Raw genomic sequence first — 23,202 nt, forward strand, 5'->3', positions numbered from 1 at the left:
CCGCGCGCGCCCCCCCGCCCACCCCCCCAAACACCCCCCCCCCCCCCCCGCCACACCCCCGGGGGGCCCCCCGGGGGCCGCCCCCCCGCCCCCCGCCCGCCCCCCCCCCCCGCCCGCGGGTCCTACCCCAGGGCTTCGACCTGGCCCGCGACCACGCCGGTGAGGATGGCGCGGGCCACGGCGAGCAGTTCGGCAACCTGCGGGGAAGTGAGTTCGTAGGTAACAGACAGACCGGTCCGATTGGCGCGAACCAGGCCCGCTCGGCGCAGCACCGAGAGTTGCTGGGAGAGGTTCGCGGCCTCCACGTCGATCTCCTCCAGCAACTCCGAGACCGGATGCGCACGGAGGCTGAGCAATTCGAGAACGCGGATGCGAACGGGGTGCCCCAGGGTTTTGAAGAACTCGGCCTTCATCTGATAGAGCGGCCGTTGCATCGATGGCATTCCGGGGCCACCCCTTCCGGCAGGTGATGTCAGATTTCGAGCTCCTGCTCGATGTCTTTCAGCCGATGCCGAGCGAGGGCGAGGTTGCCGCGGGTCCGGTCGAGTGCGAGATAGAGAAACAAACCCCTGGACCTGCGACCCCGGGTCGGCCGAATGAGATGGTACTGGCTACCGAGGGTGATCAGGACGTCTTCGATCTCTTCGCTGAGACCGAGTTGTTCGATGGTGCGCAACTTGGCCCGCACCACCTCGGTGTTCCCGGCCGCGGCGAGGTCGAGGTTCAAGTTCTTCGACCCTCCCAACGTCCCGAGCGGCATCCCACTGTTGTAGTCGACGACCGCCGCCCCGAGCGCGCCGTCCAGCATCATCATGTCCTTGAGCGCAACTTCCATGTCCGCCATGGTTTTTCCTCTCTCACGCCGCCGTTGTTTCGGCGTGCGCAGACGCTACACACGCGCGCGGGCCCGTTGCCACCGTTTGCTGAAGGATTCCAATAGGTATGCAATTCACTATTTCTGCAAACAGGCAGTCAACAGCTGTCGCGCGGCGGTGCGCTGTCAGGGGGGCATGACACAACCGCCCGTTCCCCGCCGCGCGAAAGCTGCTCCCGCACACACCCGATCACCCAGCAAACGCCAGGTGTTCGGGTGTGGCTCCGGTCAAGCCGCGGGGAAGCAGACCCCGGTGAGCTTCTCGGCAACCGCCCACAACCGCGTACCGGCCTCCGGATCCAGTGCGCGGCGCGAGATCTCGACCGGAACCGGCGCGCCGATGAGCTCCCAGCGCCCGCCGGGGCCGAAGAACTCGCCGCCCTCGACGTCCGGATCGAGGGCCGCGCGCAGGATCGGCTCGGCGCCTTCGACCGTGCCCTGGGTGAACCATCCGGTCAGCCAGGTCATTCGAGGGTTGTACACGAGCTGAACGAGGCGATTCTGTTCGCGCAGAATGCCTGTCCGCACACCGCCGGGGTGCGCGGCCAGCGAGATCGTGCGCGAGCCGGAGGCCGCGAGCCGCCGCTGGAGTTCGATCATGAACGTCATCGACGCCATCTTCGAACGCGCATAGGCCAGCTCCGAGTCGAAGCCGCGATCAAGGGTCAGGTCGTCGTAATCGAGGGTCGCGTTGCGACGGCGGTGGGTCAGACTGCTGACGGTCACGATGCGGGCGGCGGGGGCCGCGGACAGCGCGTCCAGCAGCTGCCCGGTCAGCGCGAAGTGCCCGAGGAAGTTCGTCACGAAGTCGAGTTCGAAGCCCTCCTCGGTCACGGTGTGCTGTTTGGCCATGACACCGGCGTTGTTGATCAGCAGATCGATGACCGGCCAGCGCTCGCGTAATCGACCGGCGCACAAGGCGACAGAGGTGAGATCGCTGGTGTCGAGTTCCTCGATGTGCACGTTCGCGTTCGCGGCGCCGGTGCGGATGTCCGCGCGGGCCGCGGCGGCACGCTCGGCGTTGCGGCAGGCCAGCACGACCGTCGCGCCCCGATGCGCCAGGGCCCGCGCCATTTCCAGCCCGATGCCGGTGTTGGCGCCCGTCACCACCGCGACGCGCCCGCTCTGATCCCCGGCGCGGTCGAGGGACCAGTGCGGGCCGCCCGCGCCGGTCACAGCTCGACCGCCGGAACCGGCCACAGCGGGCTGCTCATCTGTTCCAGGCCCGGGTAGTGACCGGGCTGGGGACCGCTGGTCGCGGCTTTCACGCGGGCATCGAGTTCGGGGGTGTTGGTGCGGTCCTTGTACATTCGGCCGACGGTCTTGGCGGCGATGCCGGCGTCGAAGATGTCGCGCTGCCAGGACCAGGTGTTGTTGCCGCTGTACTGGAACCAGCTGCAGCCCAGGCCGGGGATCTCATAGGGCGCGCCCGAGGGGTCGGTGAAAGTGCTGCGCTGGCGCCAGAAGCCGACGACCTGGCCGTTCTGCTCGTCGATGACCGCGGTCTGGTAGGGGTATACCCAGCCCTGGAAGCCCAGCATCTCGGTACCCAGGGCCAGATCCCGGATCTCGTCCCGGCCGGTGGCCATGAACTGGTCCGTGGCCGAGTAGGACCAGCCGTAGGTCGCGTCGGGTTCGTAGTGGTCGGCCATGACCGACCAGTCGCCGAGCTCCTGGGCACGCCGGTTGATCTCCAACCAGCTCTGCCAGAACGATTCCAGTTCGGCGCGATCGAAACTCATATGGGGTTGTCCTCATCTATTTCGGTGAACCGCCGCGCGGTTCGGTACAGCAGGGCGCCGGGGCGGGCTCGTGGCCCGCACCGGGCGATGGATCGAAAAACTCAGGGGCGCACCATCAGTCGGGCGATCGAGCGGAGGCGATTCGCCATCTCCGGGTAGGAGAAATAGCCCATGCCCGCCTGCACCATCGCACCGCTGACCGCGATGTCGAGGGCGGTGAGCACATCGGCGGGACAGTCACCGGCCGCGCGGCGGGTGCGTGCGCTCATGGCCGCGCCGATACGCGTACGCACCTTCGCCACATCGGGATCGCGGCTCAGCACCGCCGCCGAGGCCGCGACGCTCAGCTCGGGTTCGGCGGCCGAGAGCGCGGCCAGCTCGTCGAAGACCGCGTCCAGGCGCTCGAGCGGGGCGCCATCGGCGAGCGGGGTCTCGCACCATGCTCGCACCCGCCGCCAGTAGATCTCCGAGACCAGATGTTCCTTGGCGGAGAAGTAGCCGTACGCGGTCGCGTGGGTCACCCCGGCGCGGCGGCAGACCTCGCGCATCGACAGCTGCTCGAATCCTTGCTCGCGCAGCACTTCCAGGCCCGCGTCGAGCAGCCGCTCGACCGTTTCGGCCGCTCGCCCGCGCAATGCTCGCCGTCCTACGTCTGTGCTCGTCGCCGCGTCCATCGCTCAATATTTACACCTGTCTAGCCACCTGTAAAGTGGCAGCCGGTCCACCCATTTCGGGTGAGGACGGCGAGGCGATCTCGCCATAGCGTGTACGCATGATCACGGGCGTTGCCCGCGATCCAGGGCCCGGGCCGCGGTCGTCTCCGGAACCGAGCGGCCCGGTCCAGCAGGGATACGTGCAGGTGGGGGCCGGTTGTTTCGCCGGTAGAGATCGGGGCAATCGCCCTTCTGAACCGAACACGAGGAGCCCCGCCGATGACCGACACCACCGTTTCCGAGGCCGCACCGCTGACCGGCGAGGCAGGCACCCCGCCCACCCTGCTCGACGGCGTCAACTGGCCCGGATTCGCGCTGCTGCTCGCCGGCGTGCTGACCCTGGCCTGGACCCTCGCCGGATCCGGTGGCTGGCCGGTCATGCGGTCCGCGGTGATCGCCGCGGCGTTCTCCGCCGGTTTCGCCTGGATCACCGTCGAACACATCCGTTTTCGTGGCCGGCGCTCCTGACGAGAAACCGGACGTCGGCCCAACCCCGCTGATTCGACCGGCATCGAGTGGGTATTGCGCCAATGTCCAGATAACGCAGCACATTTCGGAGGTTGAACGATGTCCGAGCGCAAGAGCGGTCCCCTGGAAGCTGTTTCGGGGGTCGTCGAGGGGATCAAGGGCAAGGTCAAGGAAGTCGCCGGCGCGGTGATCGGTAACGACCAGCTGCGCCGGGAGGGCGACGCCCAGCAGGACAAGGGCGAATCCCAGCGCGCCGCCGCGCAGAAGGAGGCCGAGGCGGAGAAGGCGCGAGCCGAAGCCGCCATCGACGAGCAGCGCCAGCGCGCACATCAGCAGAACCAGTAGTCCACCGACGCTCGTTCGGCCCGGGAGCGGGTGCCCATCATGGGCGCCCGCTCCCGGCTGTCGGTACCCGGACGACCACCCGCACCCGTCGTGTTGTGCGTGCGGTCCGGCACCCGATAGCCTTCCGAACCTGCGACCAGTTCGGTGTGCGCACAGCGATGAGGAGAGCCGGTCGATGACAGCGGAATCGGACGCCCACCCGGAAGAATCCCGGCCCGGCGATTCCGTGCCGGAGGGCGATGTGCGGTCGCTGTTCGGCCGGTCCGCCGCCATCCTGGCCGTGTTCACCGGCGCCGAACAGCTGCTGGAGGAAGCGAACGCGGGATTCCTCGCCACGGTGGGCGCACCCTCGGGCACGGGGTCCACACCCGCGGAGCTGCTGCCCGGCCCGGCCGGAGCGCAGGTGTCCGCTGCCCTCGACCGGGTCTATCGCACCGGTGAACCCGGGGCCGCCCGGGACCTCGCCATCCCGCTCGGCCGGTCCGGGCAGCCGCGCACGGCCACTTTCGACTTCACCTACGAGCCGCGCCGCGACGCACACGGCCGCGTGAGCGGCACCCGCCTGCTGGGGGTGGAGACCACCCAGATCAAGCAGGCGCAGCGCCTGCTCGCCGAACAGCGCGCCCTGGTCGAGCAGATCGCCCGGGACGCGCCGCTGAGCGAGGTGCTCGACGGAATGGCGCGCTGCATAGAGGATCTCGCGCCCGAGCCGATCCTGGTCTCGGTCCTGCTGGCCGATCCCGACGGCCTGCACCTGCGGCACGGCGCCGCACCGAGCCTGCCCGATTTCTACAACCGGGCCATCGACGGCATCGCCACGGGCGAGGGCGTGGGCTCCTGCGGCACGGCCGCGCACCGCCGAACCCCGGTCATCGTGACCGACATCGGCGCCGACCCGTTCTGGGACGAGTTCCGCGAACTCGCCGAGCGCGCCGGGGTGGCGGCCTGCTGGTCCACCCCGCTGCTGGCCCGCGACGGCGCGCTGCTCGGCACGTTCGCCATGTACCACCCCACCCCGCGCACCCCCGACGAAGTCGATCTGGCCCTGGCCCGCCTGTTCGCCGACACCGCGAGCCTGGCCATCGAACGCCACCACATCGAAACCGCGAAGGCGCGCGCCGAAGCCCAGACCGAGGCCGCCCGCGCCGCCCTGGCCGAAGCGATCCACGCCGAACAGCAGTTGCGCGCCGAAGCCGAACAGCGGGCGCTGGCCGCCACCGAGCTGACCACACGCCTCCAGGCCGCCGCCGAGGCCCAGGCCGACGCCCCCCACCCCGATCTCTGCCAGCTCGGCGGGTCCGAACGCTGTTCCGCCGCAGCCGAAATCAAGGTCGCGGACTCGTGGGGCGACGCGGCCTGGGGCTGCCCCGCGCACGTCGAGGAAGCCCTGCTGAACGTGCGCTCGGTCTACATCGCCGACGAGGAGCTGGGCGGTCTGGCCGCCTACCGCAACCGCTGATCGCCGCCCCGCGCAGATCTTTCTTTTCCGGAACGAATACTTCCCGAAAATGCGGGCACTAGAGATGCGTGATCATCAACGCAGTTCAGCGCCCGGGAGGACGTCCTTCAACCGGCTCGGCCGAATTCGGTGCACCGCGCCCGGCCGACCGGCACCCGAGAAGGCGCACACCCGTGCATGTCCGGCGTCCGAAGCTCGCGGTGTCCGGACACGCGCGCGATCACCTTCCCGCCGAGACGCCGGCCGTCGCCCTCACCCGGTACCAGTTCACGGTGAACGGCGAGGTGGATCGCGGCGCGCTCGACCGGTTGCCCGGGGAATGGACGGCGAACTACAGCGCCGGAACGACGGTGCTGTGCGGCCCCGTCTCGGGCGCGGTCGAGATGCACGGCGTGCTGGCCCGATTCGACGAGTTCGGCCTCGACCTGCTGAACCTGCACCGGCTCGAGACCGCCCACTGACACCGGCCCGCTACCGGCGGCCGGTGTATCGGCGCACCACCATCGCCGAGCGCAGTCGCCAGAGTCCCGAGGCGGTGGCGGGGTCGCAGCCGGTCATACGATGCACCCGTTTGAGGCGGTAGTCGAGGGTGTTGGGGTGCACGTGCAGTTCGCCCGCGGTGCGGCGGCGGTTGAAGTCGTTGTCCACGTAGGCGCCCAGGGTCTGGAGCAGATCCGGGTGATCCTCGAGCGGATCGAGCAGGGCGTGCAACACATCCCGGGCCGGACCGGGCCGGGTGAGCTGGAAGTACAGGCCCAGCTCGCTGATCGGATAGAGCCCCGGCGCGATGCGCAGCGACATGGCCGTTTCGAGAAGCTCGTGCGCCTGCCGCCCCGCGTCGGGCAGCTCGGCCGGTTCGGCCACGACCACCACCGCGGTCGGCGGATTCGGCGTCAGCGCCGCCAGATCCGCGACCAGGTCGTGGAGTTCACCCTCGCGAACCGCCTCGTACGGGATCAGCAACGTGCCGCCGTCCGCGCCGAGAATGGACAGCGCGCCCTCCCCGCAGCGGCTGGTCAGCGCCGCGGTGATGCGGGCGGCGACCACCGGCGCGGCGGCGTCGCGCTCGGCCGACCTCGGCAGTCCGATGGCGACCAGGTGATACCGGGCGCTGATCGGAATACCGCTGTGCCGGGCGAGGGGACCCGCGAGCTCACCGCGCAACAGGGCGACGGCGACGTTGCGAGCGGCCGCCTGATGCGAGTCCACGGGCGCCGGGAGCTGCCGGGTGTAGGCGCGGGTGAGCCGGACGTGCACCGCCTCCAGCAGATCCAGATGCCGCCGTGCCGCGACGATCGCCGCGTCGGTATCGGTAAGCGGCGCAACGGCGTACGCGCGATCGGAGCCCGCACGATAGCCCTGGTGCACGGCCTGCTGGAGTCGATCCAGACCCAGGCCGAGCCGGGCCCACTGCCGAGCGCAGTGTTCGAGTTCGGCCATGCGCGCGCTGACATCGTCGCCGCGGTGTCCCTGCAACGCCAGGTCCATACCCGCGCGCCGCACGTCGGCCGCGAGATCACCCGGATCGCCCGGCGCTACCGCTTCCTCGGATTCGAAAACGAGACTGGAGGTCTGCACGCAACTGCTCATCTGTCCTGGCCTGCCCTTCCGCGCCGGTCGTCGGAACCTGTCGTGACCGGCGGTCGCCGAACCCTAGCGTTTCGGTGCACGCTTGTACACCAACAACATTGAAAATAGCTGTTGCCCTGCTATCGCGGTATGATCAACCCGCGAAATGAAGCGCAACACTGTGCACTAATTTCATGCTACCGTCCGTAACAGTAACTACCTGTTCGTGATGGAGGTCTGCCGTGCCCGATGGCGTGCACAATCTCACCCTGCTCGCCCAAGCGGGCGGCGAAGGCGGTGGCGCGGCCTTGGATCAGGTCGCGCTGATGTCCGGTTCGGCCGGTGTGATCGGCCTGATCCTGCTGTGGGTCGGCTATCTGCACCGCACCCGCCGCATCACCTGGCTGCAACGCCTCGCCGACGGCCTGGGCCGGCTGTTCAACCGGCCCGGCTGGGTCGCCCTGCCGGTGGCGCTGTTCCTGGCCACGATCCTCACCGCGCTGCTCGGCTTCATCTGGGATGTCAGCCTGCACATCGGCAACGGCCGCGACGAGGGCCCGCTGGCCAATCCGGCGCACTATTTCATCCTCGTCGGCCTGTTCTTCCTGTTCACCGCCGGAATGACGGCCATCGTGCTGCCGCTGGAGGAGAAGCCAGGCGTGGCCGCCGTTCGCATCACCCGCACCTGGTACGCCCCGGTCGGCGGCATCCTCATCGCGGGCGCCGGACTCTACGCGCTGATCGGCTTCCCGCTCGACGACATCTGGCACCGCATGTTCGGCCAGGACGTAACCCTCTGGGGCCCAACCCATCTGATGCTCATCGGCGGCGCCGGCCTGTCGCTGGTCGGTGTGCTGCTGCTGGAGTACGAGGGCCGCCGCAACCGGCCCGACCCCAGCCGTCCCGAGGGCGGCTGGCTGGTGCGCTCGTTCGCGTTCGGCGGCCTGCTGATCGGCCTGTCGGTCTTCGGGGTCGAGTTCGATTTCGGCGTCGAGCAGTTCCGGCTGGTCCTGCAACCCATGCTCATCGTCGCCGCGGCCGCCATCGCGCTCATCGCGGCGCGCCTGACCCTCGGCCCGTTCAGCACCCTCGTGGTGGTGGCTTTCGCGGCAACGGTGCGCGGGGTGGTCGCGTGGCTGGTGGGCGGGCCCATCATCGACGCGCCGCGCAACGTGTTCCCGCTCTACCTGGGCGCGGCCGTGGTCGTGGAACTCTGCGCGCTGCTGCCGCTGGCCCGGCAGCGGCCGATCTGGTGGGGCGCGCTCGCCGGCGCGGGCATCGCGACCGCGGGTCTGCTGCTCGAATCCCTGTGGATCAAGGCGATGTTCGTCGACGCCTGGCCCGCCGCGATGTGGCCGGAACTGCTCGCGATGGCCATCCCGGTCGGCATCGCCGGCGGTGTGGTGGGCGCGCTGCTGGCGCTGGTCCTGCGGGGCGAGCGGCTGCCCCGGCCCGCGGTGCGCCGGGGCCTGGTGATCGCGGCGGTGCTGATCGCCGCGGCCGCCACGACGAACGGCCTGCTCACCGAGCTGCCGGACAACGCCTCGGCCACCGTCGCGCTGACCGACGCGGACCCCGACGGCGGCCGGATGGTCCGCGCCGACATCCGCCTCGATCCCGTCGATCTGGTCGGCACGGATCCCGAGTGGATTCAGATCCTGGCCTGGCAGGGCGGCGTGGGCAGCGACAGCCCCGGACGCGGTCTGGTCGTCGATCAGCTCGAGCGCGTGGACGCCGGTCACTACCGCTCGACCCGCCCCGTCCCGGTGCACGGCTCATGGAAGACGGTGCTGCGCATACAGGATGGGCGCACGCAGACCGCGCTGCCGATCTACATGGCCGCCGATCCCGGCATCGGGGCGGTGGAGGTGCCCGCGCTGGAATCGTTCCGCCGCGATTTCGTCGCCGAGATCACCGTGCTGCAGCGCGAGCGCTCCTTCGATCACCCGGCCTGGCTGTTCACCGCGGCCGGACTGGTGGTCCTGCTGTGCAGCCTGGCCCTGATCGCCGCGCTGTCCTGGGGCGCGGCCCGGATCAACGACCGCTACCTGCGGGCCGATCGCGCCGCGGTGCCCGCGCCGTGACGGGTTCCGGGGATATCGCGATCCTCGCGGATCACTCGATCCTGCTGGCGATCCCGGCCTTCGCACCGGCGCTGCTCATCGTCGCCGTCATCGTGTTCATCGCGGTGCGCGACCGCCGCGCGGGCCCCGACGACGAGCACAACCATCCCGAGCCCGATGAGGAGAACTGAATTGTCCGCGCCACGAGTCGGATTCGCGCTGCTGGCGCTGAGCTGCCTGCTCACCGCAGGCTGCTCGGCCCGCGAAAACCCCACCGCCGGTGCGCCTTCGAGCGCGGAGACCAGCGCCGCGACTCCGGCGAACGCGCTCGTCATCACCGTGCGCATCGCCGATGGCTCGGTCGATCCCACCGGCGCGGTCCTGGAGGCGAAGGCGGGCGGCCCGATCGAGGTCGTGGTCGACAGCGACGCCCGCGACGAGCTGCACGTGCACGGCACCCCCGAGCACAGCTTCGCGATCGTCCCCGGGGCCGGGCAGCGCTTCCGCTTCACCATCGACGTCCCGGGCCGGGTCGATTTGGAACTGCACGAGGCCGGGCGGACCGTGGCCACGCTGCTCGTGCGCTGATGGCGGTCCTCGCGCACGGCATCGGCGGGGCCGCGGACCTGCCGATACCGCTGTCCTACGCGCTCGTCGGCGCGGCCTGGGCGCTCACGTTCTCCTTCGCGATCCTGATCTTCGCGTGGAAGCAGCCCCGGCTCGATCCGCGTTCACCGGGACTACTGCTGCCCGCCGGGCTGCGCGCGGTGATCGACGCACCGCGACTCCGCGACGCACTCGCCGCACTCGGCGTCGTCGCCACCGTAGTCGTCACGGCCATAGCGCTTTTCGGCTCGCCGGACCCGGGCCGCAACCCGGCCCCCGGCGTGCTCTACATCTTCCTGTGGGTCGGGGTCATGGCGGCTTCGCTGCTGCTGGGCCCGGTCTGGAAGATCCTGTCCCCGGCCCGCGCGATCCACCGCCTGATCCGCCGGTCCGATACCGGCACCGGGCCGTTGGCCTACCGCGAGGGCTGGGGCCACTGGCCCGCGGCCGCCGGCCTGTTCTCCTTCGTCTGGCTCGAACTTGCCTACCCGGATCCGGGAGCCGTTGCCGCGGTGACGATCTGGTTCCTCTCATACCTGACGACGACCACCCTCGGGCTGTTCCTCTTCGGCACCGTCTGGGCCGAACGCGCCGATCCGATCGAGGTGTACAGCTCCCTGCTCGGCCGTCTCAGCCCCCTGGGCCGGCGCGATACCGGCGAGCCGGTCCTGCGGTCACCGCTGGCCAATCTGGCCGGCACACCCGCTCGCGCGGGTTCGGTCGCGGTCGCGGCGACCCTGCTGGGCTCCACCGCTTTCGACAGCTTCTCGATGTTCCCGTCGTGGCGGTCGCTGCTGGTGAAAGCCGAAGAGCACTCCCAACTCCGGGCGACCGGCCTGGCCACGCTCGGCCTGCTGGGCTTCATCGTCGTGGTCGGCGGCGCGTTCTGGCTGGCGGCCCGCGCGACCGGCGGCCTGTCCCCCGCCGCCCGGGCGAAACTTCCGAACCGGCTCGCGCACAGCCTCACCCCGATCATCGCGGGCTACCTGATCGCCCACTACCTCACGTTCCTGGTGGAGAAGGGCCAGACCACGATCATCCTGTTCGCCGATCCCTTCGACCGCGGCTGGAATCTGGCCGGTCTCGCCGATCGGGACACCGCCTACCTGCTCTCGACGAATCCGGCGCTGCTCGGCACGATCAAGGTCATGGCCGTGCTCACCGGGCACATCCTCGGCGTCACCGCGGCCCACGACCGCTGCCTGCGGCTGCTCCCGCCCGCACACCGGCTCACCGGCCAGCTCGCCCTGATGCTGACGATGGTCGGCTTCACCTTCGCCGGGCTGTACCTGCTCTTCGAAGCGTGAGCGCGACAGCGGTTCTCACCCGCGCCGCCGTCGCATCCGCGCACCCGTTACCTCCCGGGTAATCGACACCGTTCGCACGCCCGGGCACTCTGGTCGGCATGAACAAGATCGCAACCGACACCACCCGCACCGTCGTCGAGGAACTGCTGCGGCGCATCGGCGCGGGCGATCCGGACGGCATCGCCGCCCTCTACGCGCCGCTCAGCGACTGGAAGCTGGACTGGCCCGAGGCCGAGCACGGCCGCACCGCCACCCCGTGGATTCGGCACCGCGCCACCCGCGCCGACGCCGCCGAGCACTTCCGAGCGATCGGCGACCACCATGTGCCCGAGCAGGCCGGCACCGTCATCGAACGCATTCTCGTGGACGGCTCGGACGCGGTGATCATGGGCGAGATCCGCCAGACCGCGCGCACCACCGGGCGCGCCTATCGTTCCCGGTTCGCGCTGCACGTGACGATCGAAGACGGTCTCGTCACTCGGCACCACGTGTACGAGGACAGCCTGTCGGTCGCCCAGGCTTTCGACGAATCCCCCACCGCCGACGGTGATCTCACCGCGCGGTAGGGGTTCGGAATTGCCGGCGGTCAGCCGGCTACCGCGGCCGGGCGGGTATGCCGGGCCGCACCGGCGGGCAGGGGTGCCGAGCCCGAGTAGGTGACCGCCCGCCACACCTTTTCCAGCGGTCCCTGCCCGAACCGCGCCAGCCACCACGTTGCGACCATGTTCTGCACGAGCAGAATCACCCCGCACAGCAGCACCATTCGCAGCCGGGAGTGCGCGCTGTCGGCGCTCAGCCCCAGGGGTGCCGCGGCGAACCGATAGACCAGAACCAGGATGACGCTCGCCCCGATGTAATTGGTCAGGGCCGTGCGTCCCAATGGCGCGAACACCCGAACCAGCAGGGGGCGCAACGGCGTCGCCAGGGCCGCGAGCAACAGGCAGGCGTACATCGCCGCCATGGCCAACCCGGTGATCAGCGCGGCGCCCATCGGATTGCGCTGTTGCGCAAGCAGTCCGGCGATCACCGCGGGCACGAGGGCGAGCAGCGGCCACAGCGCGATCCGCGGGTCATCCTCGACGCGCCGCGGCAGCGCGGTCGAGCCCGCGGCGAAGCCGAGCAGGAAAAGCCCCGGCACCAAGAGCAATTGCCCGTTCACGGCAAGCCCGCCCGCCAGCAGCAGGATTCCCGCGGCCCCGGTCACGAGCGGAATGCGCCGCGGCGGCAGTAAGGTCGCCGGGAGCAGCAGCACCACACCGACGATCGCGTACGGCAGTAGCGCCTCGCCGGGCTGGAGCAGCTGATGCAGCACGCCGAACACCAGCAGCATCAGCAGCCGCTGAAGCAGCGCGCGACGGGGCGCGGCCAGTGTCGCGGCGACCGACCGCCACATCAGGGCGAAGCCGATGCCGAACATCAGCGCGAACAGCGGGAAGAAACGGTAGTTCACGGTGTAGTCCAACGCCGTCGACACCGGATCGGGCGTGCCGTCCGGCCGGGGGCCGAGCAGGTGCAGCATCACCGGCGCGTTCGCGAACAGGATTCCGCACAGGGCGAACCCACGCAGTACATCGAGGCTCTCGAGTCGTCGCATGCTCCCAGCGTGCTGCCGGTGGGGATCCCCGCACATCGGCCGAGTGGCCGGACCGGATAGCCGATCGGCTAGTCCATGAACCCCGCGCGCCACAGCTGCGCGGCGACCTCGACCCGGTTCCGCGCCCCCAGCCTGCGCTGCAGGTTCGCGATATGGCTCTTCACGGTGCCGAGCGAGACGAACACCTGCCCGGCGATCTCACCGTTGCTCCTACCGACCGCGACCAGCGCGGCGATCTCCCTTTCCCGGGGCGTCAGCTCGGCCACCGCCGCGGCCAGCGGCTCCGGGGGCGTTCGGCGCGCGCCGCCCGCCCGGCTCCGCGCGAGCAGGCGGGTGGTCAATTCCGGACTGATCAGCGCGTCCCCGGCGACGGCGGCGCGAATGGCGGCCAGCAGCAGTTCCGGTGAGGAGTCCTTGAGCAGAAAGCCGAGAGCGCCGTTGGCGAGGGCGGTGTCGACGTACTCGTCATCGTCGAAGGTCGTCACCATGACCACGTTCGTGCGGCCGGATACCCGCCGGCACACCTCGAGCCCGTCCAGCCGGGGCATGCGAATGTCCAGCAGCGCCACGTCGGGATCGTGCGCCCGCACGGCCTCTATCGCCTCCACCCCGTCCCGGCACTGCGCCACGACCTCCATGTCCGGGTCGCCGTCGATGATCATCGCGAAACCGAACCGGACCATCTCCTGGTCGTCGGCGACTATGACGCGAATACTCATGCGGTGTACGCCCTTCCGCGGGCCGGCATGGTGACGTCCACCGCCCAGCCCGTGGCGGCGCGCCGGGCGGACAGCGTGCCGCCGACCTCGGCGACCCGCTCGTGCAGTCCGGGCAGGCCCTGCCCGCCTCCGCCGACCGATCCCGCGGCGCCCGAACCGTTGTCGGCGATCTGCAGGCTGACGGTCTCCGGTGAGATCAGGCGCAGGCGGATGTCCACGCGGGTCGCGTCGGTGGCGTGGCGGCGAATGTTGTTCAGCGACTCGGCCAGCACCCGATGCGCCACCAGCACCACGGTCTCGGCGACCTCGGGTGCGCGGACGGCCGGGTCCAACTCGGCCACCACGTCGGCGGCGACCATGTCGCGGAACCGCTCGACCAGGTCGCCCGGATCGGACGTGCCGTGCTGGGCCTCCCCGGTCCGCAACGTCCCGACCATCGCCCGAATGTCGGCGAGCGCGCGCCTGCCCGAATTCTCGATGCGCTCCAGCGCCTTTCGCGAGTCGCCGTGCGCGTGCGCTCGCGCGGCGGTGGCCAGCACCACGATCCCGATGACCTCGTGCGCGATCACGTCGTGCAGATCGCGGGCCATCTCGGTGCGGGCCTCGGCGAGCACTACGGCCCGCTGCGCCTCCTGGCTCTGGCGCTGAGCCCGCAGCAGCAGTCCCGTCGACACCGATACCAGCGTGAGCAGCATGACGATGGACACGACGCCCTCGTCCTCGTGCCCGCGCAGCACGAATCGGTAGCCGGACCCGAACACCAGCAGCACGAGCCACGCGACCACGGCCACGTCGCCACCGTTCCGAATACGGGACGCCGCGACCCCGGCGGTGACGATCGCCACCCACACCGAGGCGATCGCCCATGGAATCGGGCCGGGCCAAACCGCCCCGGCGACTACGGCCGAGGTCAGCACTCCCAGGGCTACGAGCACTCGCGACTGCCGGAGCAGCGGGACCTCCGAGCGGGCGATACTCGAACACGCCCACGTCCCGGCCGCCACTCCCACCAGATCGACGCCGACGCGACCCGGCGGCGCCTCCCCGATGATCTCAACGAACGCGGCGAGTATCGCGGGGATCAGCAATGTCATAGCTAACACGCGCGGCATGCAACGACCATAGATGCTTCTCGGTTCAGCTCACCGCCGTGATGTCGGTGGGTTGCCACGACCTGTCGAAGAATTCCGGGGTCGGGCTGTAGAACCGCGATGCCGCACCATTACTCACGGGGCTCAGGCACGTTCGAAGTCGCCCGGCTTCCAACTGCCGTCGAAGGCGGCCTGCTCGGGGCCGTATATGCGCAGGTACACGAACCAGCCGTGGCCGGGAACCGTTTGCAGCCAGCGCTGTTCGGCCCCCGGCGGGCAGGTGGGACCGAAATGCAGGCGAAGCGGTTCGTCGGTGGGAAGATCGCGCAGCTCGAACAGCGAACGCAGTGCGGCGCTGTTCTGTTCGGCCCGCACCTGGGAGCGGGTGGCGGCGTCGTAGACGGTGATCGACCAGAAAAGCTTGGCGGGCACCGGTTGTGGGATGTCGAGGGTGTAGTGGTTGCCGCCGTCGAGGAAGTCACCCGCGCTGTCGCGGACCCCGAGCCAGTACAGCGAGCCGCCGCCGACCTGGCGGCGGAACATCGCCGGGGACGCGATGATCGCCTGAATGAACCAGCGCTCGCGCGCGTCGAGGTCGAATCCGGATTCGGTCCGGAAGTCGCCGTTGTCCTCGACGAGCCCGACCCACTCCCAGCCGCGGTCCGCCCACGCGATCCGATCCGCTCGCCGACCGGCGAACGCCGAGACCAGCATCTGATCCCGGCCCGCGCGGGCCGCTCGCTCGAGCAGGGCGGCGGTGTCCCGATCGGGCGCGAAGTCACCGCCGCGCTCGATCCCCAGATCCGCGAGCAATCCGTACATTGGCGTGAACTCCGCGACCAGCGGCTCGTCGGACAGAACGCGATGCAGCACTCGCCAGAACTCGAGTCCGTCCTCCCACCGCAGGCAGGTGTTGTCCATGTCGAGTTCGGTGGTGTCGACGAAGTCGAGGGTCTGCTCGGGAGCGCCGAGCCGGTAGACCCGCACGGCCCGCAACGCCGCGAGCGCCGCGTCCTGGTCCCCCTGCAACGGCAGCGACCGCAGCGCGAGCAACACCGTGAACGAACCGGAGTTCACCACGTGCGCGTCCAGTTCGACGTCGCGGTCATACCCCGGCGGGGTCACGACATAGGTTCCCCCCTTCCCGCCGTCCGGCCCGGGTATGCCCATATCGGTGATCCATCGCTGATGGTGATCGTCGAGCAGCCCGATGTAGGCCCCGGCGGGCAGCTCGACCACCATCGGCCCGTCCCGCAGGTCCAGGGCGGCCGACCCGTACGGGGTATCGGAGTTGAGGGTGAACCCGACCTGTCGCGGCCCGGCAGCCACGATCCCGATCGCCTTGCCGTCGGTCAACCCGACTTCCCGATTGCCGTTGAGAATGCCTTCGAGCGACACCGTCGGATACCAGAACCGATAGGCCGTCACCGCCCGCTGGAAATCCACATCGGCCCAGGCCCGCCCGACGGCGTCCGTCTCGGGGAATCCGTCCCGGAATTCATAGCGATCCTGCTCGACGCCGGTCATGGGCAACCTTTCATCGCGATTGGGGTTGCCTTGCAGTTCACCGCGCGGCGTCGGTCCGTCGCATCACCCGCAACGGATGAAGCTCGGCTGTCGACCCGGTGATGCGGGCCGGGGCCTTTCGCGGGAAGAGCCGCCTAGTCCACCGGCCCGAGCCACTCGGCGATCCGCTCGCACACCCACGCGCCGTCGTCGAGCGGCAGGTCGTGGCCCGCGTCGGGGTGCACCCGCAGGGGCGCGTCGAACCGGGCCGCGAGCCGCCGTGAGATCCGATGGTCGATCAGGCGATCGCCCGCGGAGGTGAGCACCAGTAGCGGAACCGGTATCCGAGCGGGCAGGCGGAAGGTCACCGCCGCGGCGACCTGTCCGAGAGCGCTGGCGCTGACGGGTGCGGCTTCCCGCTGGTACCGCGCCCACGTCGCCGCCAGTTCCGTCAGTTCGTCCGCGGGGCGATTGCTGCTCAGCGCCAGCGCGGCGGCCTCGTGAGCATCGAGTGAGCGAAACTGCTTGCCCGCCACCAGCGAGACCAGGCCGCCGCCCATCTGGTGTGGCCGAACCAGCGCGGGCGCGGCGGTATTGACCACCGCGCAGCGCTCGAACTCCGCCGGGTAGCGGGCAACCCAGTCCATGGCCATCATGCCGCCGAGTGAAATCCCCAGCAGCGACCAGCGCTCGTCCCCGGGTTCGAACCGCGCCCGGATATCGTCGGTGATGGCGGCGATCGAGCGGGGCGATACGTGCCCGTTCCGCGTTCCGAAGCCCGGCGGATCGATCGTCACGACGCGCACGCCGAGACGCGCCGCCAGCTCGTGGTGAAACTGCCCCCAGTGCCGTTGATCGCGGGTGAGCCCCCGCAGCAGTAGCCAATTGGTCATCGCGGTCCCCTTGTCAACGCCAATTCCCGGCGTCATCATCGAACCGCGCGAGCGCCGGAGTCAAGGACTCCGGCCGCCGAACTCCGAGAACTGTCGCACCGCCCGCCACACCGAAATCGATTCGTGCACAGTGCACGGTCGATGACCGTGCGGCGGGTTGTCAGAGACCGAACAGCCCCAGGACCGAGCCGGTGATGATGCCCGACGTCAAGGCGCCGAGCGCCGCGGGATCGGTGATCGTCGCGGGGACCGAGGCGATGTCGCACCCGGTCGGTTCGGCGGCGGCGTCGGCCTGCTGTTGCAACCAGGCCAGCGCGCCCGGTGCGCCCAGCGCCCATTCGAGGGTGTGGCCGGACAGCGGCATGGGGAGTTGTTCGCGCCGATAGGTCACCGGGACACCGCTGTCGCAGTACCCGGCCACGAGGGTGTCGGCCCCGGCGATGGTGCTGATCTCGTCGGCGATGGCGTTGTAGACGTACAGCGGTGCGGTGGGCGCGGTGTGGCCGAGTTCGGATTCCTGCACGGCCGCCTGGATCACCGGGTCGGCGAGCACCTCGCTCAGCGGCACGGTCAGGTGGCGCGCCGCGTCGAAACCGATGTTGGACAGTAGATTCTGCGGTGTGCAGGCGGTCGTGGCGTCGTCGATCTTCTGCCGGCCGGCCGGGGTCAGGTACCGGTCGAGCGCCGCGGCCAGCTCCGGGGAATTCTGCCGCATCCCCATCAGCGCGACGGGGATCAGCGCCCCGCCCACGAGTGTGCCGTTGGCAGAACGGATTCCGGCCTCGAAGTCTCCGACGGGCGCGCCGAGGGCAGCCGCCGCGACGTCGAGTTCGGGCGCGTAGGAAGGCTGTTCCTGGGCGGCCCAGCCGGTGGCGATACCGCCGCCGGAGTAGCCCCACATCAATACTTTCGAATCGGCGGGCGCGGCGGCCGGGTCGAGATTCCGGACCGCGCGGATGCCGTCGAGAATGACGTAGCCGGGCTCCTTCGGGGCCAGGAAGTGATTGTCGACGCCGCCGTAGTCCGGGACCGACACCGTCCAGCCCTTCGCGAGCGCGGCGGCCACCAGCGGGGACTCGTTCGCCATCGTGGTCAGTTCGATCGGCTGACTCTCACCGAAGTCGAGCCACGGCACCTGCCCCTGCTGCAGGGCCTGCGACGGCATGCACTGCGGCGCAATGGCATCGGTCATGTTCTGGAAGGACAGGATGGTCCCGTTGCCCTGCCGCGGCTTCAGCACCGTGGTGACCGCGCTGTAGGGGGCGCCGGTGGAATCGGTGGTGCGGTACAGCACCTGCCAGGCGTCGACCGCCATCGGCAGCGCCTGGAAGAAGCTGGCCGCTATCGGCCGTGAGCGCAGAACGGTGCCCGGCTCGGTCTCGGCGTATCCGGTTGGCGGCGCATAGAATCCGTCCGCGGTATTGGGAGTCGAATGGGCGGTCTGTGCGGTGGCGAGGCCGGCGGCGCACGCCACGGCCATCGCCAGCACCCCGCGGCCCGCACGGCCCTTCATGACGTCGAACACCGTTGCCGAACGGCCGGTTCCGCTGGATTTCCCCATGCCGCACCCCTTCCTGCCGCGAGAACGGTAACAGGTTTCAGAAATGCGGCAGGCGAATTCAGCTCACTCGGCGGTCATGCTTCGAAGAGGCGTTGGCCCCACCATTGTCCGGCTTCGAGGCCGGGTGGGCAGGCGTAGAGGGCGGTGCCGGTGTGGGTGAGGTATTCCATCATGGCGTCCTTGGTGGACAGGGCGTGTTGCATGGGGACGAATTGGGTGTGGGGGTTGCGGCAGTAGGCGAGGAAGAACAGGCCGGCGTCGAGGTGGCCGAAGCCGTCGGAGCCGTCGGTGAAGTTGTAGCCGCGGCGCAGTAGTTGGATGCCGCCGAGGTTGTCCGGGTGGGCGAGGCGGACATGGGAATCGGCGGCGATGATGGGTTGGCGGCCGGAGGTGATGAGGAAGTCGGGGTCGTCGAACTCGGCGGTCTGACCGAGTGGTGCGCCTTCGCCTTTGCTGCGGCCGACGATTTGTTCTTGTTCGCCGAGTGCGGCGCGGTCCCAGGCTTCGATGTCCATGCGGATGCGCCGGGCCACGAGGTAGCTTCCGCCGGTGAGCCATTGAGCGTCGGTGGGGTTGTCTTCGGGTGCGACCCATACGAATTTGTCGAGGAGGTCGGTTTGTTCGGCGGTGAGGTTGCGGGTGCCGTCTTTGAACCCGAACATGTTCCGGGGTGTGGCTTGGCCGCGGGTGGTGCTGGAGGTGCGGCCGAAGCCGAGTTGGGACCAGCGGACGCTGACGATGCCGAAGCCCATGCGGGCGAGGTTGCGGATGGCGTGGACGGCGACCTGGGGGTCGTCGGAGCAGGCTTGGACGCAGATGTCGCCGTGGCTGCGGGAGGTTTCGATGGCGTCCTTGGCGAAAGTCGGCAGGTTCTCGAGCGCGGCGGGGCGGTGTTTGGCGAGGCCGAAGCGGTCTCCGCGTGTGGGTGCGGTGGGGCTCGCGCCGAACAGGCCGGGTCCGAAGCCGATGGTCAAGGTCAGTGCGGCGGGCGATAGTCCGAGTGCTTCGCCGGTGTCGGGCGGGGGCAGGTGGGTGCCGTGACCGACCGCGCCGCCGTCGACGGTTTCGAGGCCGCGGGTCATGCGTTCAGCGGCCAGGGTCCAGCGTTGGAGCAGGTCCATGAGTTCGGCGCGCGAATCGGTGATGACGTCGAACGCCGCGAAGTGCAGGCGGTCCTGCACGGCGGTGACGATCCCGGCCTGCCGCTCACCACGGAAGGCCACCACCCGATCGTTCGGGTCGGCGGGCGCCTGGTGCGCGGCGCTGCTGATCGCCGCGCCGGCCACCACCCCGGCGCCCGCAGCCGCGCCGCCCAGCAGCAGACGCCGGGAGACCCCGGGTCGGCGCGGGTTTCCGGACTCGGCTGCGGGTCGCTCGGTCATGGGATTTCTTTCCTGTGTGTGTGCTCGGAAACTACTGTCCGAGAACCAGGTCCGGGACCTGGCTCAGGGTCGCCGACAGGGCGTCGATCTTGTCGGACAGATCCTTGCGTTGCGGTGCGGTGACCTTGTCGTACGAGATGTAGCCGTCGCCTTCGCGGTAGGCATTGATGGCCTCGCGGACGGCCTTGAACTGGCTGGTGATCTTGTCCATCAACGCCGGGTTCTTCGCCGCGATCATCGGCTGCAACTCCGCGATCAGGGTTTCCGAACCGTCGATGTTGGCCGCGAAGTCCCACAGATCGGTGCGCGAGTACCGGTCCTCCTCGCCGCCGACCTTGGTCGCGGCGATCTCGTCGACCAGCGCCTGCGCGCCCTTGACGAACGACTGGGTCTCGAACGAGAAGTCGTCCTTGCGCACCTCGTCGCGCAGCGCGGTGACATTGGCCAAAAGGGCATCGGCCTCGGTGTTGACCTGTGCGGCGGTGTCCTTCTTCGAATTGTCCAGGTCCGCTTGGCTGATGTCGTCGCCGTCCTCGCCGACCTGGGACTGCTGCGGCGGCCACAGGAACCGCTCGATCCGGTGGAACCCGGTGAAGGGCTGCTTGCCGTCCTCGGTGTCGTCCCAGCGCATATCGATCGCCGGATCCAGGTCCGCGAACGATTCCGCGACCGGCTCGACCCGCTCGTAGAAGGTGCGGGTCAACCCGAACTGCGCCTTGGCCGCAGCGGTATCACCGGACTTCACCGCGGCCACGAACGTCGTGGTCTGCGCGACCAAACCATCGAGCTGACCGCGCACATAGTCCAGGTACCTGGCCTTGGCCTGTTCGACGTCGGCCGGGACGTCGGTCTTGGCCTTCTGCTCGCCGGTGACCTCGAGCTTGCCGCGAATGCCGTTGCCCACCATGCCCGGTTTGCACGCGGTCTCGTAGGTGCCAGGCTCGGTGATATCCACGACGAGCTTGCCGGTGACCCCGGGGCCGATGTTCTCGATCTCGCCCAGCACACGGTTGTTCTTGCCGAAGACGTAGAACTCGGTCACCTTCGAACCGTTGTTGGTGATGCTGAATTTCACCGTGCCGGTCGAAGCGCTGGTGGAGCTGAGTTCACACGCGGATTCGGTGGACGTGACGGAGATATCCCCGCTGCCATCGGATTTGGCGGTGCACGCGGTGATCGCCAGCGGCGCGGCCAGCAGCAGTCCGGCGGCGGCCAGGGCACGCCTCGACAGGTTCGGTTTCACTGTTTTCCTTTCGGTTCCGGCTCTCGCGAAGCCGGAGTCTGATCCACCGCAGCCGAGGACGGGGAAGTTTCGGGACGCCGCACACGCAGGAACAACGTCAGCACCACGACCAGGTACAGCACCCAGGCGATCACCTGCAGCACCGTCGGATCCGGGCGCAGATTGAACAGACCCGCCAGTGTCGTTCCATACCAAGAGGACTGGTCGTAGTGCGCGCTGACATCGAAGGCGAGATCGTCGATGCCGGGCAGCCAGCCGACCGTCTGCAACGCCCGGATCCCGTAGGCCAGGATGCCCGCCGCCACGACCACCAGCAGCGCACCGGTGTACCTGAAGAACTTCGTCAGACTGATGCGGACCGCACCCAGATACAACGCGACAGTGAGCGCGACCGCCACCAGGATCCCGAGCAGCAGCCCCAGTAGCGGCCAATTGCTGTTGGAGGCGTTCTCGGCATACCCGACCATCAGCAACGCGGTCTCGAGCCCCTCACGCCCGACCGCGAAGAACGCCAGGCTCGCGACGGCGACCCCGCCCAACTCCACCGCCTGCGACATCCCCCGGCGCAAATCGGCGGACAGGTGCGCGGCCGCGCCACGCATCCACAGCACCATGCCGGTGACGATGACGACCGCGATCAACGACGCGACGCCGGCCACCGCCTCGGCGGCCAGACCGCTGATGGTCGAGGTCCCGTAGTGAATACCCGCGAACACCGCCAGCACCATCGCGACGGCGGCTCCCACCCCGAGCCACAACCATTTCAGGTTGGACCGGCTGTCGGACTTGACCAGGAACGCCGCCAGGATCATTACCACGATCCCGGCCTCGAGCCCTTCCCGCAGTCCGATCAGCCCGCTGCCGAACAGCTGCGTGGCCACCGAAGGCGTCGATGCCGCGAGCACCATCCCTGCGCCACCTCGTTCTCGTCGTCCGCCCACCGCCAAAATTAGGGTAGGCATGCCTGATCGTTCGGTGAGCGTACCCCCATGGTGACATCCGCAATATGGGCGACTTCGGCATTCTTCAACAAATGACCGAATTGTCCGAAATGACGGAATTAATGGTCAGCGGATAGCCGAATACTTACCTCGGAATGGGCGGGCCGGGGTCCAGGCCCATGGCCTCGCGGGCCTTGCGGATGAAATAGAGCCCGGCGCGGGCGGACTCGCGCGCTACGCGGACCTGACCGAGGTTCGTAGCGGCGGCCAGTTGGGAACGGGCGGTGGTCATGTGGTCGACCGCCTCGGTCACTGCGTTCAGGGCGGCGTCGTTGTCGGGGTCCAGGAGCAGGAGTTCGCTGCCCGTGCGATCGAGGTAGCCGCGGACCTCGGACTTGGCCCGGGCCAGCCGGTCGACGTCACCCGACCACTCCCGGGATATCCACCAGATGGCCAGGGCCAGGACGGCGGCGATGAGCAGGAAGGCGAGCAAGCGACCCATAGGTCCAGCCTACGGGGCCGCCGCCCGCCCACGCCGCCGGGCGCGCGCCGCCGGGTTGTCCGGCGCGCGCCGCCGTGACACCCGTCGCGTACCGCTATCCGCCGAGGTTGCAGTTGCCGTCGCTGGACCAGTAGCAGGTGTTCCAGCCGCTGGCCGGGAACCCGACCACCTGCAGCTGCGGATTCGAGTGGCCGAATCCGGTGCCGTTGAGCTGGAGGTAGAAGCCGGACGCGCCACTGCGAGCTCCCGTGCCCCAGAGGTAGCCCTGGTTGTTGCCGGGGCCGGTGCCCTTGTAGATGACGAAGTTCCCGTCGCCCTGCATGACGGCGAACACCTGCGAGTGCCCGGAGGTCCCCGAGCACCAGACCCCGCCCAGGTTGTTGCCCGGCCCGGTGCCCTTGTAGACGCAGAAGTTGCCGTCGCCCTGCAGAATCGCGAAGGCCGCGGTGCTCTGGGAAGAAGTGCGCAGCCAATCACCCTGATTGAGAACCTGATTCGTATTCAGGACCGCTCCGATCGAGGCGGCGCCCGCCTGACCGGTATTGATCGAAACGAGCGCGGCGACCGACATGGCAACGGCGGCAATGTACTTCGTGATCTTCATGCGTACTCTCCAGGGCGAGC

At 69.3% G+C, this 23,202-nt stretch carries 26 protein-coding genes; 9 read left to right on the forward strand and 17 right to left on the reverse strand.

All coding sequences use genetic code 11. The features are described 5' to 3' along the window. Positions 1-122: 122 nt before the first annotated feature. The 5 genes from ABZ319_RS00005 to ABZ319_RS00025 all read right to left on the reverse strand — a co-directional run bounded on the left by ABZ319_RS00005 (position 123) and on the right by ABZ319_RS00025 (position 3,290). Positions 123-443: a metalloregulator ArsR/SmtB family transcription factor gene (locus ABZ319_RS00005; protein WP_354984032.1), complete on the reverse strand. Its 321-nt coding sequence runs from the start codon at positions 441-443 to the stop codon at positions 123-125. Positions 444-472: 29 nt separating this feature from the next. Beyond that, positions 473-844, reverse strand: a complete 372-nt coding sequence (locus ABZ319_RS00010) for a hypothetical protein (RefSeq protein ID WP_354984033.1) — start codon at positions 842-844, stop codon at positions 473-475. 258 nt (positions 845-1,102) lie between these two features. Next, positions 1,103-2,050 carry an oxidoreductase gene (locus ABZ319_RS00015; RefSeq protein ID WP_354984034.1) on the reverse strand — a complete coding sequence of 316 codons (948 nt, stop codon included), beginning with the start codon at positions 2,048-2,050 and terminating at the stop codon, positions 1,103-1,105. After that, on the reverse strand, positions 2,047-2,616 hold the full coding sequence (locus tag ABZ319_RS00020; protein ID WP_354984035.1) for a nuclear transport factor 2 family protein: 570 nt from the start codon (positions 2,614-2,616) through the stop codon (positions 2,047-2,049). Before ABZ319_RS00020 ends, ABZ319_RS00015 begins: the two co-directional genes overlap by 4 nt. A gap of 101 nt (positions 2,617-2,717) precedes the next feature. Beyond that, positions 2,718-3,290, reverse strand: coding sequence for a helix-turn-helix domain-containing protein (locus ABZ319_RS00025; RefSeq protein ID WP_354984036.1), 573 nt, complete (start codon positions 3,288-3,290; stop codon positions 2,718-2,720). A gap of 258 nt (positions 3,291-3,548) precedes the next feature. Here ABZ319_RS00025 and ABZ319_RS00030 point away from each other — a divergent pair, with 258 nt between their 5' ends. The 4 genes from ABZ319_RS00030 to ABZ319_RS00045 all read left to right on the forward strand — a co-directional run bounded on the left by ABZ319_RS00030 (position 3,549) and on the right by ABZ319_RS00045 (position 6,062). Next, positions 3,549-3,797 carry a hypothetical protein gene (locus ABZ319_RS00030; RefSeq protein WP_354984037.1) on the forward strand — a complete coding sequence of 83 codons (249 nt, stop codon included), beginning with the start codon at positions 3,549-3,551 and terminating at the stop codon, positions 3,795-3,797. Positions 3,798-3,896: 99 nt separating this feature from the next. Continuing rightward, complete coding sequence (locus ABZ319_RS00035) at positions 3,897-4,142, forward strand: CsbD family protein (RefSeq protein ID WP_354984038.1); 246 nt, start codon at positions 3,897-3,899, stop codon at positions 4,140-4,142. Between the two features lie 175 nt (positions 4,143-4,317). After that, positions 4,318-5,601, forward strand: coding sequence for a GAF domain-containing protein (locus tag ABZ319_RS00040; protein WP_354984039.1), 1,284 nt, complete (start codon positions 4,318-4,320; stop codon positions 5,599-5,601). A gap of 173 nt (positions 5,602-5,774) precedes the next feature. Continuing rightward, positions 5,775-6,062: a hypothetical protein gene (locus ABZ319_RS00045; protein WP_354984040.1), complete on the forward strand. Its 288-nt coding sequence runs from the start codon at positions 5,775-5,777 to the stop codon at positions 6,060-6,062. Positions 6,063-6,072: 10 nt separating this feature from the next. Here ABZ319_RS00045 and ABZ319_RS00050 read toward each other — a convergent pair whose 3' ends face one another. After that, positions 6,073-7,179 (reverse strand): helix-turn-helix domain-containing protein, encoded by a 1,107-nt coding sequence (locus ABZ319_RS00050; RefSeq protein WP_354984041.1) that lies wholly within the window; start codon positions 7,177-7,179, stop codon positions 6,073-6,075. Positions 7,180-7,496: 317 nt separating this feature from the next. Here ABZ319_RS00050 and ABZ319_RS00055 point away from each other — a divergent pair, with 317 nt between their 5' ends. From ABZ319_RS00055 to ABZ319_RS00075, 5 genes are all read left to right on the forward strand, one after another. Then, positions 7,497-9,254: a hypothetical protein gene (locus tag ABZ319_RS00055; RefSeq protein WP_354984232.1), complete on the forward strand. Its 1,758-nt coding sequence runs from the start codon at positions 7,497-7,499 to the stop codon at positions 9,252-9,254. Continuing rightward, entirely contained in the window at positions 9,251-9,424 is a 174-nt protein-coding gene (locus ABZ319_RS00060) for a hypothetical protein (protein WP_354984042.1), read from the forward strand. Before ABZ319_RS00055 ends, ABZ319_RS00060 begins: the two co-directional genes overlap by 4 nt. A 1-nt stretch (position 9,425) precedes the next feature. Next, positions 9,426-9,821 (forward strand): hypothetical protein, encoded by a 396-nt coding sequence (locus ABZ319_RS00065; RefSeq protein WP_354984043.1) that lies wholly within the window; start codon positions 9,426-9,428, stop codon positions 9,819-9,821. Continuing rightward, on the forward strand, positions 9,821-11,146 hold the full coding sequence (locus ABZ319_RS00070) for a hypothetical protein (RefSeq protein ID WP_354984044.1): 1,326 nt from the start codon (positions 9,821-9,823) through the stop codon (positions 11,144-11,146). Before ABZ319_RS00065 ends, ABZ319_RS00070 begins: the two co-directional genes overlap by 1 nt. 98 nt (positions 11,147-11,244) lie before the next feature. Then, a complete protein-coding gene (locus ABZ319_RS00075; RefSeq protein ID WP_354984045.1) occupies positions 11,245-11,712 on the forward strand; it encodes a nuclear transport factor 2 family protein in 468 nt (155 codons plus the stop codon). A gap of 20 nt (positions 11,713-11,732) precedes the next feature. Here ABZ319_RS00075 and ABZ319_RS00080 read toward each other — a convergent pair whose 3' ends face one another. The 11 genes from ABZ319_RS00080 to ABZ319_RS00130 all read right to left on the reverse strand — a co-directional run bounded on the left by ABZ319_RS00080 (position 11,733) and on the right by ABZ319_RS00130 (position 23,182). Further along, entirely contained in the window at positions 11,733-12,740 is a 1,008-nt protein-coding gene (locus ABZ319_RS00080; protein WP_354984046.1) for a DUF418 domain-containing protein, read from the reverse strand. Positions 12,741-12,808: 68 nt separating this feature from the next. After that, positions 12,809-13,459 carry a response regulator transcription factor gene (locus ABZ319_RS00085; RefSeq protein WP_354984047.1) on the reverse strand — a complete coding sequence of 217 codons (651 nt, stop codon included), beginning with the start codon at positions 13,457-13,459 and terminating at the stop codon, positions 12,809-12,811. Continuing rightward, positions 13,456-14,553, reverse strand: coding sequence for a histidine kinase (locus ABZ319_RS00090; RefSeq protein ID WP_354984048.1), 1,098 nt, complete (start codon positions 14,551-14,553; stop codon positions 13,456-13,458). The genes ABZ319_RS00085 and ABZ319_RS00090 overlap by 4 nt, the downstream gene beginning before the upstream one ends. Positions 14,554-14,694: 141 nt before the next feature. Further along, positions 14,695-16,077 (reverse strand): DUF1214 domain-containing protein, encoded by a 1,383-nt coding sequence (locus ABZ319_RS00095; protein WP_354984049.1) that lies wholly within the window; start codon positions 16,075-16,077, stop codon positions 14,695-14,697. Between the two features lie 134 nt (positions 16,078-16,211). Continuing rightward, positions 16,212-16,949 carry an alpha/beta fold hydrolase gene (locus tag ABZ319_RS00100; protein WP_354984050.1) on the reverse strand — a complete coding sequence of 246 codons (738 nt, stop codon included), beginning with the start codon at positions 16,947-16,949 and terminating at the stop codon, positions 16,212-16,214. Between the two features lie 160 nt (positions 16,950-17,109). Continuing rightward, entirely contained in the window at positions 17,110-18,510 is a 1,401-nt protein-coding gene (locus tag ABZ319_RS00105) for a lipase family protein (RefSeq protein ID WP_354984051.1), read from the reverse strand. A gap of 74 nt (positions 18,511-18,584) precedes the next feature. Continuing rightward, positions 18,585-19,892, reverse strand: coding sequence for an iron uptake transporter deferrochelatase/peroxidase subunit (gene efeB / locus ABZ319_RS00110; RefSeq protein ID WP_354984052.1), 1,308 nt, complete (start codon positions 19,890-19,892; stop codon positions 18,585-18,587). Between the two features lie 31 nt (positions 19,893-19,923). Then, on the reverse strand, positions 19,924-21,123 hold the full coding sequence (gene efeO, locus ABZ319_RS00115; protein ID WP_354984233.1) for an iron uptake system protein EfeO: 1,200 nt from the start codon (positions 21,121-21,123) through the stop codon (positions 19,924-19,926). A gap of 8 nt (positions 21,124-21,131) precedes the next feature. After that, a complete protein-coding gene (gene efeU / locus ABZ319_RS00120) occupies positions 21,132-22,043 on the reverse strand; it encodes an iron uptake transporter permease EfeU (RefSeq protein ID WP_354984053.1) in 912 nt (303 codons plus the stop codon). Between the two features lie 178 nt (positions 22,044-22,221). Then, positions 22,222-22,578, reverse strand: a complete 357-nt coding sequence (locus ABZ319_RS00125) for a hypothetical protein (protein WP_354984054.1) — start codon at positions 22,576-22,578, stop codon at positions 22,222-22,224. Between the two features lie 94 nt (positions 22,579-22,672). Beyond that, positions 22,673-23,182, reverse strand: coding sequence for a hypothetical protein (locus ABZ319_RS00130; protein ID WP_354984055.1), 510 nt, complete (start codon positions 23,180-23,182; stop codon positions 22,673-22,675). Positions 23,183-23,202 lie beyond the last annotated feature (20 nt).

The sequence above is a fragment of the Nocardia sp. NPDC005978 genome (assembly GCF_040614455.1).
Lineage (GTDB): Bacteria > Actinomycetota > Actinomycetes > Mycobacteriales > Mycobacteriaceae > Nocardia.

Coding starts and splice junctions, on each gene's coding strand:
- ABZ319_RS00070 (WP_354984044.1), top strand. CDS start 9,821: ATGGCGGTCCTCGCGCACGGCATCGGCGGGGCCGCGGACCTGCCGATA.
- ABZ319_RS00090 (WP_354984048.1), bottom strand. CDS start 14,553: ATGACATTGCTGATCCCCGCGATACTCGCCGCGTTCGTTGAGATCATC.
- efeU (WP_354984053.1), bottom strand. CDS start 22,043: ATGGTGCTCGCGGCATCGACGCCTTCGGTGGCCACGCAGCTGTTCGGC.
- ABZ319_RS00055 (WP_354984232.1), top strand. CDS start 7,497: ATGTCCGGTTCGGCCGGTGTGATCGGCCTGATCCTGCTGTGGGTCGGC.
- ABZ319_RS00080 (WP_354984046.1), bottom strand. CDS start 12,740: ATGCGACGACTCGAGAGCCTCGATGTACTGCGTGGGTTCGCCCTGTGC.
- efeB (WP_354984052.1), bottom strand. CDS start 19,892: ATGACCGAGCGACCCGCAGCCGAGTCCGGAAACCCGCGCCGACCCGGG.
- ABZ319_RS00095 (WP_354984049.1), bottom strand. CDS start 16,077: ATGACCGGCGTCGAGCAGGATCGCTATGAATTCCGGGACGGATTCCCC.
- ABZ319_RS00035 (WP_354984038.1), top strand. CDS start 3,897: ATGTCCGAGCGCAAGAGCGGTCCCCTGGAAGCTGTTTCGGGGGTCGTC.
- ABZ319_RS00030 (WP_354984037.1), top strand. CDS start 3,549: ATGACCGACACCACCGTTTCCGAGGCCGCACCGCTGACCGGCGAGGCA.
- ABZ319_RS00075 (WP_354984045.1), top strand. CDS start 11,245: ATGAACAAGATCGCAACCGACACCACCCGCACCGTCGTCGAGGAACTG.
- ABZ319_RS00020 (WP_354984035.1), bottom strand. CDS start 2,616: ATGAGTTTCGATCGCGCCGAACTGGAATCGTTCTGGCAGAGCTGGTTG.
- ABZ319_RS00085 (WP_354984047.1), bottom strand. CDS start 13,459: ATGAGTATTCGCGTCATAGTCGCCGACGACCAGGAGATGGTCCGGTTC.
- ABZ319_RS00005 (WP_354984032.1), bottom strand. CDS start 443: ATGCCATCGATGCAACGGCCGCTCTATCAGATGAAGGCCGAGTTCTTC.
- ABZ319_RS00130 (WP_354984055.1), bottom strand. CDS start 23,182: ATGAAGATCACGAAGTACATTGCCGCCGTTGCCATGTCGGTCGCCGCG.
- ABZ319_RS00025 (WP_354984036.1), bottom strand. CDS start 3,290: ATGGACGCGGCGACGAGCACAGACGTAGGACGGCGAGCATTGCGCGGG.
- ABZ319_RS00040 (WP_354984039.1), top strand. CDS start 4,318: ATGACAGCGGAATCGGACGCCCACCCGGAAGAATCCCGGCCCGGCGAT.
- ABZ319_RS00125 (WP_354984054.1), bottom strand. CDS start 22,578: ATGGGTCGCTTGCTCGCCTTCCTGCTCATCGCCGCCGTCCTGGCCCTG.
- ABZ319_RS00100 (WP_354984050.1), bottom strand. CDS start 16,949: ATGACCAATTGGCTACTGCTGCGGGGGCTCACCCGCGATCAACGGCAC.
- ABZ319_RS00010 (WP_354984033.1), bottom strand. CDS start 844: ATGGCGGACATGGAAGTTGCGCTCAAGGACATGATGATGCTGGACGGC.
- ABZ319_RS00105 (WP_354984051.1), bottom strand. CDS start 18,510: ATGGGGAAATCCAGCGGAACCGGCCGTTCGGCAACGGTGTTCGACGTC.